We start from the raw sequence: 18,155 nt of genomic DNA on the forward strand, positions 1-18,155 counted from the left end.
GCGCTTCCACAGCGGTCCAGCACCTCCAGGGGAGATGGCCATGAGCACAACGTCCGTGCAGCTCTACTCCGTCCGAGAAGCCTTCGCCGAAGATCCCGCCGACACGCTCGCGCGCCTGGCCGGTATCGGGTTCACCCAGGTCGAGCCGTTCGGGCTCGCCGAGCACGCCGAGATCCTGCGCACCGCGCTGCCCGAGCACGGGCTGACGGCGCCGACCGCGCACGCCAAGCTCGTCGGCACCGACCAGGACGCGGTGTTCGCCGCCGCGGTCGCCTGCGGTGTCGGCGTCGTGATCGACCCCTATGTCCCGCCGGAGCAGTGGGAGAACGAGGCGGACGTCGCGGCGACCGCGACCGCGCTCAACGCGGCCGCCAAGAAGGCCGCCGACCTCGGCCTCGCCGTCGGCTACCACAACCACTGGTGGGAGCTGCAGAACTCGTTCGGCGGACGCAGTGCCCTGGAGGTGTTCGCCGAGCTGCTCGACCCCGAGCTGGTGCTGGAGGTCGACACGTACTGGGCCGCCGCCGGTGGCGCCGACGCCCCCGCCCTGCTGGACAGGCTCGGCGACCGGGTGATCGCGCTGCACGTCAAGGACGGCGACCTGGCCACGGACGCGTCGGGACAGGTCCCCGCCGGACAGGGCCGGGTACCGGTGGCCGACGTGCTGGCCGCGTCGCCGGACGCGTTGCGGGTCATCGAGTTCGACGCCTACGACGGCGACATGTTCGAGGGCCTGGCGACGAGCTACGCCTACGTGACGGGTGCGGCGCGGTGAACGCCGGGCCCGTTGGCGTCGGCCTGATCGGCGCAGGCGTCATCAGCGACACCTACCTGGAGAACCTGACCGCGTTCCCGGACGTCCGCGTGCTGATGGTGTCCGACCTGGACCTCCCGAGGGCGGCGGCGCAGGCGGAGAAGCACGGCGTGCCGAGGTCGGGCTCGGTCGCGGAGCTGCTGGCCGACCAGGAGATCGAGCTGGTCGTGAACCTGACGATCCCGGCCGCGCACGTGGACGTCGGGGTCGCGGCACTGGACGCGGGCAAGCACGTGTGGGCGGAGAAGCCGCTCGCGCTGGACCGCGAGTCCGGGCGCAAGCTCCTCGGCACGGCGGCGGAGAAGGGCCTGCGCGTCGCGAGCGCGCCGGACACCGTGCTCGGCGCGGGCATGCAGACCGCCCGCCGCGCCGTCGAGAGGGGCCGGATCGGCGAGCCGCGCACCGCGCTCGCCGTGTTCCAGACGCCGGGGCCGGAGAGCTGGCACCCGGCACCGGAGTTCCTGTTCCAGACCGGCGGCGGTCCGCTGCTGGACATGGGCCCGTACTACCTGACGGCGCTCGTCCAGTTGCTCGGCCCGATCCGCCGGGTGACGGGGGCAGGTGGCCGCGCGCGGGACACGAGGGTCATCGGCTCCGGCCCGCGCGCGGGCACCGAGTTCCCCGTGACCGTGCCGACCACGGTGACCGCGCTCGTCGAGTTCGAGCGCGGCGGGTCCGCGCAGCTGGTGCTGAGCTTCGACTCGGCGCTGCGGCGGGTGATGCTGGAGCTGACCGGCACGGCGGGTGCCGCGGTCCTGCCGGACCCGAACGGCTTCGACGGCTCGACGCTGGTGCACCCGCTCGGCACGGACGAGCTGGTGGAGCTGGCGGCGGAGGGCCACAAGGCGTCCCGAGGCACCGGTGCGCTGGAGCTGGCCAGGGCGATCCGGGCAGGTGAGCCGGAGCGGGCGTCGGGCGAGCTGGCCTACCACGTGCTCGACGCGATGCTGGCCATCGACGAGTCGATCACCTCGGGTGAGCGGGTCGTGGTGGAGAGCACGGTCGTGGTCCCGCCCCCGCTGCCCGCGACGTGGGACCCGCACGCCCGCACCCTCTAGATGGGCTCGGCGAGCATCGTGTTGATGTAGTGGCGAAGCACCCCGACGAGGTCCACCTCGTCGGGCTTCGTCAGCCACTGCACCTGAAGGCCGTCCGAGAGGGCCATGAAGGTGACCGCGGCCGTGCGGGCGTCGACGCCGGTCCGCAGCTCGCCGCGCTCGCCGAGCACCCGGAAGGTCTCGAAGGCGGAGCGCCGCGCGATCCGGTAGTGGCGCACGAAGTAGTCGTGCGCGGGGTGGTCCGGCGCCACCGCCTCGGCCGCGAGCCTGCTGTACAGCTCGACGATGCCCGGGTTCGCGACGTTGTGTTCCGCGAGGGCGAGCCAGTGGCGGAGCACGTCGCGCCCTGGTGGCGCGTTGAGCCGCAGCCGCACGCCGTCGTCGGCGTCCCGCCGCTCCAGGACGGCGGCGAGCAGGGCTTCCTTGGTCGGGAAGTAGTAGAGCAGGCCGGCGTGGGTGATGCCCGCGCGCTTGGCCACCTCCCGCAAGGACGAACCGTGGTACCCGGCCTCCCCGTAGACGGCGACGGCCGCCGTGAGGATGTCCTCGCGGCGGATCCGGCCCTTGGGGTAGCCGCCCTCCATGGCTCGCACCAGCTCATCATGCCGTGCGCGGCCGGGACTTGGACTAGCCGTTGCCGGGACCGGCCTGCGTCCAGCCGGGGACGAGGACCTCGCGGCCGACGTCCGCGGCGTGGACGTCCTCGCCGCAGGTCGCGCAGACGGTCTTCGCGGCCAGCTCGTGGTCGTGGTGGGTCAGGCGGACCGGCGGGGTGGTGACCGCCCAGCGGTCGCCCCAGGTCAGCAGAGCACGCATGGTGGTGCCGAGATCGCGGCCCGCGTCGGTGAGGTGGTAGCCGTCGAGGCGGCCGGGCCCCTTGGTGAGGACACCGGCTGCCACCAGGTCCTTGAGCCGCGCGGCCAGGCGGTCGCGCGGCGCGCCGGTGTTGCGGGCGATCTGGCTGAACTGGTGGTTCCCGTACGCCACCTCCCGCACGGCGAGGAGTGCCCACCGATCCCCCACGACCTCCAGCGCCGCGGCGAGCGAGCAGGGACGACCGGGGAGTGTGGACGGGTCACGACGCATGTGTCCACGATATGACTGGTTTGCTTTTCAAACTACCCAACGGCTACGATTCGCTCCGTGGTTGGAAAATCAAACCGTATGGCGACCGTCGTGGTCGTACTCGCCGTGTTCATGACGAACCTCGACCTGTGGATCGTCAACGTCGCACTGCCGGACCTGGGCAGGAGCTTCGCGCCGGCGACGCTGGGCGACCTGTCGTGGGTGCTGAACGGCTACGCGATCACGCTGGCGGCGCTGCTGGTGGTCGTCGGCCGGGTGGGTGACCGGGTCGGTCAGCGCCCGGTGTTCCTGACCGGGGTGGTCGTGTTCACGGTCGCGTCGCTGGCGTGCGCGCTGGCGCCGAGCCTGTGGGTGCTGGTGCTGGCGAGGGTCGTGCAGGCAGCCGGCGCGGCGGCCCAGCTGCCGACGTCACTGGCCCTGCTGCTGGCCACGGTCCCGGCCGAGAGCCGCACGAAGGCGACCAGAAGCTGGGCGGCCGTGGGTGGCCTGGCCGCGGCGGCGGGACCGGTGCTCGGTGGACTGCTGGTACAGCTCGACTGGCGCTGGGTGTTCGTGGTGAACGTGCCGATCGGCGTGTTCGCGGTGCTGGCGGGGCGTGCGGTGCTCCCACGTCCGGCCGCGCGCGAGACGGGCGCACTGCCGGACGTGGGCGGCGCGGTCCTGGTGACGGTGGCGGTAGCGGCGCTGACGGGTGCGCTGGTGCAGGCACCCGACTGGGGTTGGACGTCCGGGGCCACGCTCGCGCTGCTGGGTGTGGCGGTGCTGGCGGGTGCGTGGTTCGTAACCCGTACGGCAAGGCACGAGACCCCGCTGCTGGAGCTGCACCTGCTGAGGCTCCCCCGCTTCGGCCTGGCAAGCGTGGGGACGACGGTGTTCGGCGTCGCGTTCGCGATCATGCTGATGTCGAATGTGCTGTGGTGCCAGGACGTCTGGGGCTGGAGTGCGCTGCAGACGGGCGTGGCGCTGGTGCCGGGCCCGGCGCTGGTACCGATAGTGACCGTCCTGACGGCGAGGGCAGCGGCCCGGCTGGGCCACGGCCCACTGGTCACGGTGGGCGGCCTGCTGTTCGCGGCGGGGATGACGTGGCGGTCGGTGTTCGTCTCGCAGACGCCGAACTACGTGCGGGATCTGCTGCCGAGCATGCTCCTGACGGGCACCGGGGTGGGGCTCGCGCTGGGCACGCTGGTGGCCGCGGGCGTCCAGTCCCTGCCGCCGAACCGCGCGGCGACGGGTTCCGCGTTGGTGAACTCGTTCCGCCAGATCTCGGCGGCGGTCGGCGTGGCGCTGCTGGTGACGATCCTGGGCACGCACGTGGACTCGGTCAACGAGTTCCGCACGGCATGGCTGCTGGGCGCGGTACTGAGCCTCGCCACCGCCGCGACCGGCGTCGCACTGACCCGAGCCCACCGGCGCGCCGCGATCCCGGTCCCGGCCTAGTCAGCCCAGGGATCGAGCACGGTGAGCTCAACGCGGTCGGTAGACGTCGGCCCGGTGGTCGACGCGCAGCACCACGACTCGTCGGCGTTCGTCGTCGATCTCGTAGAGAACGCGGAACGCCCCACGTCGCGCGGACCGGATGCCGTCCAGCTCGTACCGGAGCGCCTTGCCCACGCGGTGCAGATTCTCCAACAACGTCCCCGTGATGAACTCGATCACGGCAGCGGCAACGCCTTCCGGGAGCTTGTGCTGGATCAGCCGGGCGGCGCCTGCCGCGACTTCGAGATCGTAGTGTTCGGTCACGACCGCGGCCGCAGGGCGCGGACCGCATCCACCCCACGAACGACATCGCCGCGGTCCACCTCGCCGCGACCTTCCCGGATTCCCGCCATCGTCTCGGAGTCGCTGAGAATCTCCAGCGTCTCCTCCAGCGCAGCCAGATCCTCGTATCCGATCAGCACTGCCGCGGGCCGTCCGTTGCGGGTGACGACGACGCGCTCATGCTCGCGCTCCGCCCGATCGACGAACTCCGACAGGTGGTCACGCACAGCGCGCAACGGCTCCACGGTCATGGCCACAATTGTGGCACGCACTCGACTGAACGGCCAGCGCCTGTCGGACGCGGTTCACCAGGGCCGGATGCGGTCCAGCCAGCGATCGATGGTGTCTTCGTACCGGCCGGGGTCATAGGTGGCCTGCGCCCCGTCGACGGCCTTCATCACCGGTCCGCGGACCGCGTCGGCCCACTTGGGCAGGGCGAAGATCTGGCAGTAGTAGCCGTCCCGCATCTGCACGGTCCCGACGTGCTCGTAGCCCTTCGTCGCGAGCGGTACGTCCAGACCGTAGGCGTCGGCAGGAATGTTCGGGTCGTAGCTGCGCACCACGATGACCGTCGGCCTGGCCTCGACGACTCGCGTGGTCGGGTTCTCGCCGTGGGCGACGGCCTCGTCGTTGAGTCCGATGAAGTCGATCGTGTTCCAGCGGCTGTAGTAGGGCATGGCGCCCGCGTCGTTGACCGCCAGGGTGCGCTGGTCCGCGGGCACATCCGCCTCGGCGAGCCCTTTGCCGATGGGGACGTGGGTGCGAGCCAGGTCGGGACCGTAGTTGGCGATCAGCGGCAGGTCCGGCGCCTGCACACCGGTCACGGCAATCCATCCGACGGCAACCGCACCGATGCCGGACGCGAGCCACCGCCGGCGGAACGGCCCGACCACGAGGCCCGCGGCCAGGCACAGCACCGGGAACGCGTGGTAGGCGAACCGGTACAGGTAGTCCATGGTCGGTCCGGACACGACGTAGGTCAGGTAGGTGGCGCCGACCGTCGCGCACAGCACCACGCCCGACCACCGGGTGTCACGGCGAATCAGCAGCGCGAGGGTGCACAGCAGCAGCGGCAGCAACACCGGCACGGTGGTCTCCAACCACAGCCTGCCCATGTCGACGTTGCCGAACTTGACGTAGAACGTGTTGGGGAACGGGTGCCCGTAGTAGGCCCACCGCCACGCGAAGTAGGCCCCGCCGACAACCGCGGCGCCGGCAGTCCACAGCCACGCCTTGCGTTCGCGCCTGTTGACCCAGAGCCAGGCGGCGAACGCGGGGAACGCGGCGAGCACACCTTCTGGCCGAAGCATGCCGGCGAGCACGAGCAGCAGTGGCGGCTCCCACGTCCGCACGGACTGACCGTTGACAGCCCGCAGGCCGACGATGACCACCCGCAGCAGGAGCGCCGCGAACGCCATGGTCTCGAGGCCACTGGTGATGTGGAAGTACGTCGGCACGAAGACCACGTACGCGCTACCCGCCACGAGCGCCGACACGAGCCCGTACCGCTGGTGGCAGTACCGCACCAACAGCACCAGCGCGGCGGCACCCGCGACGAACGAGGTCAGCTTCGCGACGAGCGGCAGGTTCGCGCCGAAGAGAGCGAACGGCGTGTGCCACAGCATCCACAGGAAGTTGGTGAACCCCTCGATCGGGTCCTCACCGACGTTCCACACCGGCCCGTGCCCCGCGGCGAAGTTGTCCGAGTACCGGAAGGTGATGTAGGCGTCGTCGATCGTGAAGAACCACGCCGCCCGTGTGCCCAACAGGAACAGCACACCCAGGCCGATCGCGACGAACAACCATGTCCGCCGTGATCGGGCCGCGGGTGTGGGTTCCTCGTCGGACGAGATCACCTGATCAGTAGACGTGACAGTCACTCGCCGACCTCAGACATGTGTTGTGAAACCCCCGATCCGGCGAAAAACTATCACTCAAAAGGGGTCTTCGACTGCGTGGGGTCACCCACCAACGGGCAGATCCACGAACGCTTCAGCACTCCGGCCACCCACTGGAGGGTTGTAGCGACGCAGCTTCGGCAAACCCGTGTCGGTGACGTACGCGACCACCCAGGTACTCGCGCTCGGCACGGCGAGCGCGGTCGGGTCAGTGGAGGTCTGATCGGCGGTGGTGATGATCCGCCACGGGTTGAACGTGGTCGCGCCGGGCGCGGTCTGGCCGGCGTAGTAGAGGTAGCCGTCCACGCCGCGCACGACCACCTGCAGTGTGCCGTCCGGTGCCATGATCGCCGACGGACTGCCTGCCGCGGTCACTCCGCCGACCGCGGTCCAGGTGCCCGGGAAGCCGGTCGCGCCCTGCCGCTGGGTCTGCACCACGCCTGCGCTGTCGACGGCGAACACCTGGAGCTTGCCGTCCGGCATGGTCACGGCCGACGCACTGCCTGCGAACGCGCTGCCACCCAGACCAGCCCAGGTCGAACGCGAGCCGGGGTTGAACACCGCCGTCTGGAACACACCGTTGCGACCGAGGCCGATGATCTGCACGCCGCCCAGGCTGTTGGGCACCACGGTGAGCCGCTCGTGCGCGAGTGGGGTCGCGCCGACGAACCGCCATCCGTCCAGCGGCGCGTTGGCGGACGGCTGCTGACGGGTCCACAAGTTGTAGTCGGCGTCGAGGGCGTAGGCGGCGAGCTGGTTGGTGGACAACCGCGCGACCGTGGGCGCGGTGCGCAGGTAACCACCCTCGTTGGTCGGCGTGGACCAGGCGTCGTTGGCCCCGAGGATGCTTTCCCGCGTGTCGGCGTCGGTGCCGGTGGCCAGTAGCGCGACCCTGCCGTCCTGGTACTCGCCGGTGGCCGTGGTAGCGGTGGCGCCGACGAAACCGGGCACCACCGCCACGCCGACGGGGGTGCCGCCGGACAGGTCCGCCGCCTCGCCGTGCACCGCCCGACCCTCGCTGTCCACGTAGCTGAGGTGGACGTGGCCGTCGGTCGCGCCGAGCAGGGTTACGGCGCCGTTCGGCTGTGCGGGCACGGCCGGACGCGCGGGAACAGTGGTGCCGACCCGCTGGCACGCGTCCGGCTGAGCGGTCGCCGCCAGGTCCAGCCAACCCCGCCCGATCAGCCCGCCGGTCTGCGCAGCCCAGGAGTCGGTGTCCTCGTTCCACCGATACCAGAACATCTCACCGTCGGGCTCGATCGCGTAGAGGATGTCGCCGCCCGCGGAGAACACGCGGTCGAAGCGCTGCCAGTCGCGGCCGATGTCCTGCACCGTGCCGATCCACCGGTTGGACGCGGCGTGGTAGCGGTAGCGGTGCAGGTTCCCGTTGGGAAGCCTGCCGTAGATGATGCCGCGGCCTGCGGCGAAGATCAGGTTGTACTGGCTCCAGCCACCCGCGATCACCCGGTGCCGCCACGTGCCTGTCGTCGCGTCGAAGGCGCGCCAGTGCAGGGCCCCGTCCGGCTCGACGGTGTAGATGTGGCCTTCCGCGTCGACCGTGATGCGGTTCTTGTAGTCGGCGGTGGTGTATCGGTCCCAACCCGTCGCGTCAACAGTCCGGTACCAGGCGCCGTTGTACATCTCCCAGGCGTTGTTCACCCAGCGGTAGCGGCGCAGCTCGCCGGTGTTCCACGGCGCGTAGATCACCCCGTCCGGCCCGGCGACGGCGCGGCCGGTCTGCCAGCTCAGGCCGATGGTCGGGACGTTGCTGTCCCAGGACAGCACGCCGTTCTCGGGTTCGAGGTGGTGGTAGTGGAGCAAGTCGCCGTTGGAAAGGACACGGAAGATCGGGATACTCGACGCGCACTGGAGTGTCGAGGGTTCCGTGGCAGGCGCCGCGCTGCCGGCTGGAGTGGCGGTCGTCGCGGATATCACGCACACGGCGACAATCGTGGAAATGCGGGCGAGGCGCACGACTGATTTCCTTCCGTACCCATGCCGAATAAAGGCGTCTGGGAATTTCCCGGTCGCCGAACACAGTGCGTTTGGAACCCCAGTGTCACGAAACTCGTGGCGGTCTGCCCGTCCCCGTACGGACCATCCACCAGTCTTGTTTGGGTAAAGATCCCTCGTCAACGACAACGTTGGTGACCTACGTCACACGCAGCTTGTGTAACGTTTTCTCACCTGTCCGCGTAACGCGTTAATACATTGCCAACTCCCACCCCGAGACGGTATTGGTTTTGTGGGCCTTTCGGGGAGGCCGGTTCGAATACTGCGATCGGCGTAATTCTTTTCGGCCAGGTTGCCTATTTATCCGTTCTTGGGGGGCAAGGTGCGGTCGTTGCTGGGGTCGAAGGTCTCTGCGACCAGACGTGGTCTCGTCGTACTGCTCGTGCTCGCGTTGGTGGCGACCTCACTCGGCCCGGACACGCCGAGCACGAGCCAGGACGTGGCCGCGCCCGGGCACGGTCCGGCGCAGGAGTGGGGCGACGCGGCCGGGCTGCCGCACGAGCGGAGCGGCCGAGGCAACCTGGCCGACCCCGCGTCGCTGCAGTCGAAGTACCCGCCCGTCAAGGGACAGAAGCCCGCGGCGGCCCGCAACGCCGCGCGGGTAGGCGAGCCCGCCGATCGGGACGTGCGCGGGTTCGACGCCGCGACCAGCCGCGAACTACCCGAGCTGCGGCAGGAGTCGCAACGAACCTTCGCCAACGCGGACGGCACGCAGACCAGCGAGTTCAGCCGCGATCCCCTCAACTTCCAGCGATCCGACAAGTCCTGGCAGCCCATCGACACCCGGCTCGTCGCCGACGGGACCGGTTTCCGGAACGCGGCCGACTCCGTGGCGATCCGGGTAGCAGGCACGGAACCGTCGGCACAGCTGGACATCGACGACACGCACAGCCTCGCGTTCACCGTGGACGGCGCGGCCCCCTCGGTCGGCAAGGTCGACGGCAGCGCGATCACCTACCCCCAGGTGCGGCCGGGCGCGGACCTCAAGCTCGACGTGACGACCCGAGGACTCAAGGAAACCATCTCGCTGGCCTCACCTGACTCGCCCCACGAGTGGTTCTTCCCGCTGCGCACCAGGGGACTCACCACGTCCATTGTGGACGGCGAGGTCGTGTTCCGCGACGAGAAGGGCACGGAACGCGCACGGATACCGGGCGGCTTCATGGTCGACTCGGTCTTCGACGAGCACATGGGTCAGTACACGACCTCCTACGGCGTCACCTACGAACTCGTCGACGGCGGCATGCGCATGACGCTGGACAAGGCGTGGCTGGCCGACCCGCGCCGCGTGTACCCGGTGACCGTCGACCCGTCCGTCGACGTGCGCCCGGCCGGCAGCAGCATGTACGTCCAGAACGGCACGAGCGCGACGAACGACCTGCGGGCCGGGCACTCGACCGACTCCAGCGGCAGCTACAACGCCGCCAGCTACCTCGCGTTCCCCGGTGTCGAGAACGCGTTGCGCAACCACAAGATCTTCGGCGCGCAGCTCTCCCTCACCAACTACCACTCCTGGTCGTGCAGGGCGCGGCCCGTCACGGTGCACCCCGTGACCCAGGCCTGGACGGCAGGCCCCGGCTACTCCTACCCCGGCCCGAGCTTCGGCCCGTCGCTCGCCGGCCAGAGCTTCGCGCACGGCTACATCCCGTCGGGCCAGACGTCCTCGCCGTGCCCGACGGCGATCGAGGCGATCCCGCTGGGCGACGCAGGCCGCGACCTGGTGCAGCGCTGGGCCGACGGCACACAGGCGAACTTCGGGCTCACGGTCCGCGCCGCCGAGGACGACGTGTACGGCTGGAAGAAGTTCGCCCAGGCAGGCACCGCGAACCCGCCGCGCCTCGCGGTCACGCACACGTCGTTCAACGCCGACTACGAGTTCGTGAACCCGGTGCCGAACCCGCCCGTGACACGCAACCAGGGCGGCACGGTCTCGATCAAGGTCACCAACCGGAGTGTGGACGCCTGGACCGCCTCCGGCTACGCCCTCGCCTACCGCATCTTCGACAACAAGGGTGCCTACCTCGGCTGGAGTGAGGCCGCCTCCCTGACCGGCACCGTGGCACGAGGCGCGACCGTCACCCTCAACGCGTTCATCAGACCGTTGGAGCCACGCGACTACCGGCTCGAGTTCACGATGATGCGCCGCGGTGGCCCGGTGTTCACCGACGAACAGATCCCGCCTGCCGTGCTCGTGCTGACGGTGATCGACGTCCCACCGGTCGTGCAGGAGCTGTACCCGCCCAACGGGTACTCCGCGCCGTCACTGACCCCGACGCTGTGGGCCCGGGCGGTCGACGTCGACGCCCCACCCGGCACCGCCCCCCAGTACCGGTTCGAGGTGTGCGACGAGAACGACGCCAACTGCTTCACCATGACCCGATCGGCCAGTCCTCTGTGGACCGTTCCGGCGGGCCGACTGCAGTGGAGCAGGACCTACCGATGGCGCGTGTACGCCTCGGACGGCACCTCCGAGGGCCAACCGAGCCCGTTCAGCACGCTCCTGACGGCGGTGCCGCAGCCGGAGATCACCGCGCACCTCGGCAACGCCCCGTACGGCGGCCGGTCCGGCGAGTTCGACCCGCAGGTCGGCAACTACACGGCGAGCGCGGTCGACGCCACGGTGTCCACGATCGGCCCGAAGCTGTCGGTCGTTCGCACCTACAACAGCCTCGACCCACGCGTCGACGCCGCGTTCGGCGCGGGCTGGTCCAGCCAGTACGACATGCGGATCACACCGGACAACGACGGCTCGGGCAACGTGGTCGTCACCTATCCGGACGGCGAGCAGGCCCGCTTCGGCGCGAACCTCGACGCCGCCGGGGCGCCGACGGGCGGCCGGCTCGTGTCGCCCCCCGGCCGGTACGCGACGCTCGTGCCCCGCACCGCAGGCGAGGGCGGCGGCTGGACGCTGACCGACAAGTCCGCGACCCTGTACGTGTTCCGCCCCGACGGCCGCCCGTCGGAGATCTACGACAACGCGGGCCGCTCACTCGCGTTCGGCTACGACGCCAACGAGCGGCTGTCCACGGTCACCAACCGGACGAGCAACCGGAAGCTGACCGTCACCTGGCAGGGCGGCCACATCCGCACGGTCAGCACCGACCCGGTCGACGGCGCCGCGCTGACGTGGACCTACACCTACGAGGGCGACAAGCTCAGCCAGGTCTGCGATCCGGACGGCGGCTGCACGAAGTACGAGTACACCGCGGGTTCGCACTACCGGAGCACGGTCGTCGACGCACGCCCCGACTCGTACTGGCGTCTGGGCGAGCCGTCCGGAACCGACGCGCAGAGCCAGATCGGCCTCAACCTCGGCAAGGACAAGGCCACGTACACCGGCGTCACGCTCGGCACCGAAGGCGTTGTCGGCGCCGACACGGCCGCCACGTTCAACGGCACGACCTCCGCCATGACGTTGCCGACCGGCATCGTCCGCAAGAGCCGTGAGCTCACGGTCGAGCTGTGGTTCCGCACGAGCAGCGGCGGCCCACTGTTCAGCGCCCAGAACCAGCCGGCAGGCACCACGCCGACAGCCGCGGTCCCCTTCCTTTACGTGGGCACGGACGGCAAGCTGCACGGCCAGTTCTGGACCGGCACGGTCAACCAGATCGTGTCAACGGGCACGGTGAACAACAACGACTGGCACCACGTCGTCCTGTCGAGCACCCTCACGTCGCAGACGTTGTTCCTCGACGGCAGGAACATCGGCTCGAAGCCGGGCGCGATCGACCACAGCGCGTACAACCACAGCTTCGTCGGCTCCGCGTTCGCGATCACGCCGTCGGACCTGCCCGCGTGGGGCACGGCCCAGAAGCGGTCGTTCGCAGGCGTGATCGACGAGGTCGCCGTCTACCAGCACCCGCTTGGCCTGCCTGCCGTACAGGCGCACTACCAGGCGAGAACCCCGTCGGTGTCGATGGCGAAGACGGTGCTGCCGAGCGGCAAGACCGCGGCCGAGATGCGGTACGACGCCGGCCGCGACCGCCTGACCACCTACACCGACCGCAACGGCGGCACGTGGACCCTGAGCGCCCCGGTGACCACCGGCACGCCGACGAACATCATCCGGACCGTGCGCGTCGCGGACCCCGGCAACCGCGCCCACTACTACGACTTCGACCCGGTACGCGGCCGCATCCTCCGCTACCTGTCACCGATCGCGGAGACGCGTCCCGAGGACCAGCTGCCACCGGACGACTCGGTGGAGACACCACCGCCGTTCGAATGCCCGCCGCCGGAGGAGGACCCGTTCTGCGACATCCCGGTAGGCGGTGACGGCGGCTCGTTCCCGCCGGTCGAGCTGCAGGGCGCCCGCACGTTCACCTACGACGCCAACGGTTTCCAGAGCACGATCACCGACGAACTGGGCAAGTCGGTCACGCTGACGAACGACGCGAGAGGCAACGTCACGTCCAGGAAGACCTGCCGCACGGGCGGGTCGTGCCAGACGGCGTACTTCGAGTACCCACCGGTCGGCTCCAACCTGACGGATCCCCGCCTGGACAAGGTGATCGCGGCCCGCGACGCCCGTTCCAGCGGCCCGACCGACAACCGCTATCGCACCGCGTACGCCTACACGACCCGAGGCGACCTGGAAACCCAGACCACACCTGACGGAGCGCTCGTACGCCACACGTACACGACCGACAGCACTCCGGCGTTCGGCGGCGGCAACACCCCGGCGGGCCTCGTACTGACGTCCAAGAACCCGCGCGACGCGGTCACGACGTACGCCTACTTCAGCAACGGCGACCTGGCCGAGGTCCGCGGCGCGACCGGTCTCATCACCCGTTTCACCTACGACACGCTGGGCCGCCGCCGCACGACGACCCAGTTCTCGGACACGTTCCCGAGCGGCGTGACCACGACGACCGACTACGACAAGCTCTCGCACCCGACCGTCGAGACCGGACCGGCGGTACGCAACGAGATCAGCGGCGTGACCCACCGCGACCGCACCACCACCACCTACGACGTCGACGGCAACCCGAAGAAGACCGAGTCGGTCGACCTGACCGGCGACGACCCGACCCGGACGGCGACCCTCGGCTACGACGACCACAACCGGGTCGTCCGCATCACCGATGCCGAGGACAACGAGACCAGCCTCGCGTACGACAGGTTCGGCAACACCACCCGCATGGTCGACGCGACCGGCGTGCAGTACGAGTACGCGTACACGACCCGCAACAAGCTGGCGGAGGTGCGCCTGCGCGGCTGGCACGGCGATCCCGACGGCGCGGAACCGGGCCCGAGGGACTACCTGGTGCTGGCGTCGTACTCGTACGCGCTGAACGGCGAGCTGACCACCGCCACGGACGCGATGGGCCGCACCGTCAGGTACACCTACTACGACGACGGCCTGCTGAACCAGACCATCGCGGCGGCACGGAACCTGGTGCTGTCCAAGAACGACTACGACCCGGCGGGCAACCTGTCCCGCCAGACCACCGCGGGCAACCGGGTGACGACGTTCGAGACCGACGCCGTCGGCCGCCGCAGCGCCATGACCGCCGACCCGGGCGGTCTCGACCGCCGCACGGCGTGGGCCTATGACCCGAACGGCAACGTGACCCAGGTCAGGATGAGCGGCCGCGAGTCGAACACCGGCGAGTTCGACGACCTGACCATCGCCGAGGTGGTCGACTTCGGCTACGACCCCACGGGCCGCAACACGAGCGAGACAGTCCACACCGGAACGGAAGACCTGACCACGCTGTACGGCTACGACCAGCGCGGCCTGCTGACGTCCAGCACCGACCCGGCGAGTGCGACCTGGACGTACCGCAACGACGAGCTGGGCCGCCCGGTGGCGGAGGTCGCGCCGCCGGTGGAGGTCGAGTCGGTCGGCACGACCCGCCCCACCACGCTGGCCGGCTACGACAACCACGGCAACACGACCCACACGAAGGACGCGAACGGCAACACGTGGCGCAGCGCCTACGACAAGATCAATCGTCTGACGTCGACGACGACCCCGGAGTACACCCCACCGGGCGCCGCCCCGATCACGGCGACGGCACGGTTCACGTACGACGGCCTCGGCAACGTGCTGACGTCGACCAGCCCACGCGGCGCGGTGACCGGCTACACCTACGACCAGCTGGGCAGGCTGGTCGAGCAGGTCGACCCACACGCCGACAACCCGGGCGAACCGGGCGACAAGTGGCAGTACACGTACACGAGAACCGGCGAACTGCTGTCGACGACCGACCCGACGGGCGCCCGCACGGAACAGACCTACGACGACCTGGGCAGGCTGGAGACGTCCACCCAGCAGGAGCGCTTTCCGACGCCAGGCACCTACACCGCGACGTACGGCTACGACGACGCGAACAACGTCGAGACGGTGACGGCACCGTCCCAGGCGATCACCGCGTATGACTACGACAAGCTGGACCAGCTGACCAAGGTGACCTCACCGTCCGGAGTGGACACCCAGCTGGGTTACGACCGCTCGGGTCGGCCGGCGGTGACCGCCGACGAGCTGGGCCGCAAACAACGCACCAACTACGACCTGGCAGGCCGCGCGACGCAGGTCATCGACCTGAGTCCGAACGGCGTCCCGCTGCGGAAGTCCAAGCTCTCGTATGACAGGGCCGGCAACCTGGCCACGGTCACCAACCCGCTGAACAACGTCACGACCCTGACGTCGGACGCGCTGGGCCGCCTGACACAACAGGTGGAACCGGTGTCCGCGACGGAGTCGATCACGACCAGCTTCGGTTACGACGCCGCGGGCAACCAGGTCCGCTTCACCGACGGCAGGAACAACACGACCCGCTACACGGTCAACGAGTGGAGCCTGACGGAGTCGGTGGTGGAACCGTCCACGACGGCGCACCCGAACCTGGCGGACAGAACGTGGACGTTCACCTACGACGCCGACGCCAACCCGTCGAAGACCAGCCTGCCAGGCGGGATCGAACGCACCGGCACGTACGACCTGATGGACCGAATGACTGGGGCCACCGCGACGGGCGCCCCGACCAAGACGTTCGACCACGACCCACTGGGCCGCGTGAAGCTGGCGTCCACCCCCGCGGGCGAGAACCGCTTCACGTACAACGACCGCGGGGAGTTGCTGTCCACTGGTGGTCCGTCCGGCGACACGAACCTGACGTACAACGAGGACGGCAACCTCACGGGCCGCACGGACGCGTCAGGCACGGCGATCTACGGCTACACGAACGGCCGCCTGTCCACCGTGCAGGACGGCGTGACGGGCGTGTCGCAGGCCCTGAGCTACAACGACGCGGGCGAACTGTCCACGGTGAACTACGGCGGCGGCAGGCTGCGCGAGTTCACCTACGACGACCTGGGCCGCGTGAAGCTGGACAAGCTGGGCACGACAGCGTCGACCGAGTACGGCTACGACAACCAGGACCGCCTGAAGACCAAGACGACGACAGGCGTGCTGGGCGCCGGTGTGAACACCTACGACTACGACCAGTCGGACCGCCTGACGAGCTGGACCACACAGCCAACAGGCGGCGCGGCCACAACGACGACGTATGGCTGGGACAAGGCAGGCAACCGAACATCGGCGGCCGGCAAGACATCCACGTACGACGAACGAAACCGCCTGCAGTCCGACGGAACCGACACCTACACGTACGCCCCCCGAGGCACCCTGTCGGCCAAGTCCGGCGCCGCGGTGACGTATGACGGCTTCGACCGGCTGATGTCCCAGGGCGGCCAGAACTACACGTATGACGCCCTGGACCGAGTGGCGACCCGCAACTCGACGACGTTCAAGTACACGGGCGCCAGCAACGAGCTGACGTCGGACGGCACGACGACGTTCGGGAGAGGCCCGTCGGGCGAACTCCTGTCCACCCGAACCGGCACGAACCAACGCCTGACGATGTCCGACCAACACGGCGACGTGGTGGCCACCCTGCCGACGACCGGGGCATCCCTGTCGGACAGCACGACGTACGACCCGTGGGGCAAGGTCACCGCCGGCACGACCCGCACGGTCGGCTACCAGGGCGACTACACCGACCCCACAACGGGCCAGGTCAACATGACAGCCCGCTGGTACGACCCGAACTCCGGCGGCTTCACCACCCGCGACGACGTGCCGTTACCGACGTCGCCATCAGGCGCGGCGAACCGCTACGCCTACGGCCTGGGCGCACCGACCAACTACTCGGACCAGTCCGGTAACTGCCCCATCTGCATCCCCATCGGTATCGGGCTCATCGTCGGCGGACTTCTCGGCGAGTCCGCCAAGCTCAGCCGCAACGGGCACGGCAGCTTCAAGGGGAAACCTCTGAAGATCCGGCCCTGCTCCAGCAAATGCGGTCTTGGCAAGTCCAACGGCTCCAGCGGTGGCATCGGCAGTGGCCTCGGCCTGAACGGACGCCCCACCGGCCCCCGCAGCGGTGGCGGCGGCGGTGGTGGCGGGGCTTTGGCGACGGCGACAGCCCGGGCGGCAGCCGCTGACGCCGCTCGCAACAACCCCATGCCCATCCCGAAGGCAATGACCGCCCCCGTCTACGACGGCTCGGTAGCTCCACCGGTGTCCTCAGCCCCCGACGTCCCGTCCCACCAGGCCGACGACTACCGCGACCCGGTGGACGACGTCAACGAGAGTTACCAGCAACTCCAACAAGACCTGACCGACGACGACAACGTCCTGGGCACGGTCCCGGCAACCACATCCGCTCCGACCGAGGTAGCCCCTGGCGGTGACGGCAGCGGTGGCGGTGGCCAGGACTCCGGCTGCGTCGTGTGGGACTGGCTGTGCGATGCGGGCAATGCACTCGTCGACGCGTTCGACCAGGTAGTCGGCTTCTTCACGGGCGTGTTCGAGGTTGCGTTCGAGACGCTCGCCGGCATCGCCCACATGGCCTGGAACATCGCCGAATGCCTGAACCCCTGGTCAGACGCCTGCGCCGAGAACGTCCAAGCGGTCACGGACTTCCTGGGTGCTCTGATCGACGACCCCCTCGGCGTCCTGGGTGCCATATGGGACGGCATCACCCAACCCATCAAGGAAGACTGGAACAACGGCGACTACGGCGAGGCGATCGGCCGAGGCTTCGCCACCGTCGCCGGCATCGTGGCCGGCGCCAAGGGCGCCGGCAAGCTCCGTTCCGGCGAGCCCAAGGCGTCATACGACCCCGCCAAGCTCGCCGAATACGCCAATGGTCAGCGTGAGGTCCCCGGCACAAAGTACGCGTCCGAGTACAGGTCACCGTCCGGTGAGCCGTACCACTCCACGAACCGGCACGGTCAAGCGGATAAAATCAAGCAGATACCGGAGCTGGCTGGCCCCCTGGCACGATCGGGCAATCACCATGGTGGTTGCGCGGAAATTGGGTGTCTGCTCGACGCATACCGCACGGAGGGACCAGGGGCTATCGTGGGCGGTGCAATGAGAACAGTTCATGTTCGAAACCCGAGGTCGCCTCGAGCCGGAGAACATGGCGAGCCAGCACACCCATGTCTCAGATGTGGACAGGTGCTTGATATCCTTGGGATTGATTGGAAATAGCGTGACGGTAAATTCTTATTCGT

General features: G+C 69.4%; 10 protein-coding genes. 4 read left to right on the forward strand and 6 right to left on the reverse strand.

Annotation, left to right across the window (positions count from 1 at the left end):
- Window positions 1-40 precede the first annotated feature (40 nt).
- Both CLV71_RS42455 and CLV71_RS42460 read left to right on the forward strand, forming a co-directional pair.
- Window positions 41-775 carry a sugar phosphate isomerase/epimerase family protein gene (locus CLV71_RS42455; RefSeq protein ID WP_133908635.1) on the forward strand — a complete coding sequence of 245 codons (735 nt, stop codon included), beginning with the start codon at window positions 41-43 and terminating at the stop codon, window positions 773-775.
- Window positions 772-1,872: a Gfo/Idh/MocA family protein gene (locus CLV71_RS42460; RefSeq protein WP_133908636.1), complete on the forward strand. Its 1,101-nt coding sequence runs from the start codon at window positions 772-774 to the stop codon at window positions 1,870-1,872. The genes CLV71_RS42455 and CLV71_RS42460 overlap by 4 nt, the downstream gene beginning before the upstream one ends.
- On the opposite strand, the gene CLV71_RS42465 is transcribed toward CLV71_RS42460, so the two are convergent.
- A complete protein-coding gene (locus tag CLV71_RS42465) occupies window positions 1,869-2,456 on the reverse strand; it encodes a TetR/AcrR family transcriptional regulator (protein WP_133908743.1) in 588 nt (195 codons plus the stop codon). The two genes, CLV71_RS42460 and CLV71_RS42465, sit on opposite strands and share 4 nt — an antisense overlap.
- Window positions 2,457-2,499: 43 nt before the next feature.
- Complete coding sequence (locus CLV71_RS42470; protein WP_133908637.1) at window positions 2,500-2,958, reverse strand: winged helix-turn-helix transcriptional regulator; 459 nt, start codon at window positions 2,956-2,958, stop codon at window positions 2,500-2,502.
- Window positions 2,959-3,036: 78 nt separating this feature from the next.
- On the opposite strand from CLV71_RS42470, the gene CLV71_RS42475 reads away from it, so the two are divergent.
- Window positions 3,037-4,395, forward strand: coding sequence for a DHA2 family efflux MFS transporter permease subunit (locus tag CLV71_RS42475; protein ID WP_133908638.1), 1,359 nt, complete (start codon window positions 3,037-3,039; stop codon window positions 4,393-4,395).
- Between the two features lie 27 nt (window positions 4,396-4,422).
- On the opposite strand, the gene CLV71_RS42480 is transcribed toward CLV71_RS42475, so the two are convergent.
- The 4 genes from CLV71_RS42480 to CLV71_RS42495 all read right to left on the reverse strand — a co-directional run bounded on the left by CLV71_RS42480 (window position 4,423) and on the right by CLV71_RS42495 (window position 8,435).
- Window positions 4,423-4,698, reverse strand: a complete 276-nt coding sequence (locus tag CLV71_RS42480; protein ID WP_133908639.1) for a type II toxin-antitoxin system RelE family toxin — start codon at window positions 4,696-4,698, stop codon at window positions 4,423-4,425.
- Window positions 4,695-4,967, reverse strand: coding sequence for a type II toxin-antitoxin system Phd/YefM family antitoxin (locus CLV71_RS42485; protein WP_133908640.1), 273 nt, complete (start codon window positions 4,965-4,967; stop codon window positions 4,695-4,697). Before CLV71_RS42485 ends, CLV71_RS42480 begins: the two co-directional genes overlap by 4 nt.
- Window positions 4,968-5,021: 54 nt before the next feature.
- Window positions 5,022-6,596, reverse strand: a complete 1,575-nt coding sequence (locus CLV71_RS42490) for a hypothetical protein (RefSeq protein ID WP_243867331.1) — start codon at window positions 6,594-6,596, stop codon at window positions 5,022-5,024.
- Between the two features lie 81 nt (window positions 6,597-6,677).
- Window positions 6,678-8,435: a tachylectin-related carbohydrate-binding protein gene (locus CLV71_RS42495; protein WP_166664484.1), complete on the reverse strand. Its 1,758-nt coding sequence runs from the start codon at window positions 8,433-8,435 to the stop codon at window positions 6,678-6,680.
- A gap of 523 nt (window positions 8,436-8,958) precedes the next feature.
- Here CLV71_RS42495 and CLV71_RS42500 point away from each other — a divergent pair.
- On the forward strand, window positions 8,959-18,132 hold the full coding sequence (locus CLV71_RS42500) for an RHS repeat-associated core domain-containing protein (RefSeq protein WP_133908642.1): 9,174 nt from the start codon (window positions 8,959-8,961) through the stop codon (window positions 18,130-18,132).
- Window positions 18,133-18,155 lie beyond the last annotated feature (23 nt).

It is taken from the genome of Actinophytocola oryzae (genome assembly GCF_004364325.1).
In the GTDB taxonomy this organism is placed as follows: Bacteria; Actinomycetota; Actinomycetes; order Mycobacteriales; family Pseudonocardiaceae; genus Actinophytocola; species Actinophytocola oryzae.

Excerpts from the sequence above, each read along its gene's own strand:
- CLV71_RS42465 (WP_133908743.1), bottom strand. The coding sequence starts at position 2,456 with ATGGAGGGCGGCTACCCCAAGGGCCGGATCCGCCGCGAGGACATCCTC.
- CLV71_RS42455 (WP_133908635.1), top strand. The coding sequence starts at position 41 with ATGAGCACAACGTCCGTGCAGCTCTACTCCGTCCGAGAAGCCTTCGCC.
- CLV71_RS42485 (WP_133908640.1), bottom strand. The coding sequence starts at position 4,967 with ATGACCGTGGAGCCGTTGCGCGCTGTGCGTGACCACCTGTCGGAGTTC.
- CLV71_RS42470 (WP_133908637.1), bottom strand. The coding sequence starts at position 2,958 with ATGCGTCGTGACCCGTCCACACTCCCCGGTCGTCCCTGCTCGCTCGCC.
- CLV71_RS42475 (WP_133908638.1), top strand. The coding sequence starts at position 3,037 with ATGGCGACCGTCGTGGTCGTACTCGCCGTGTTCATGACGAACCTCGAC.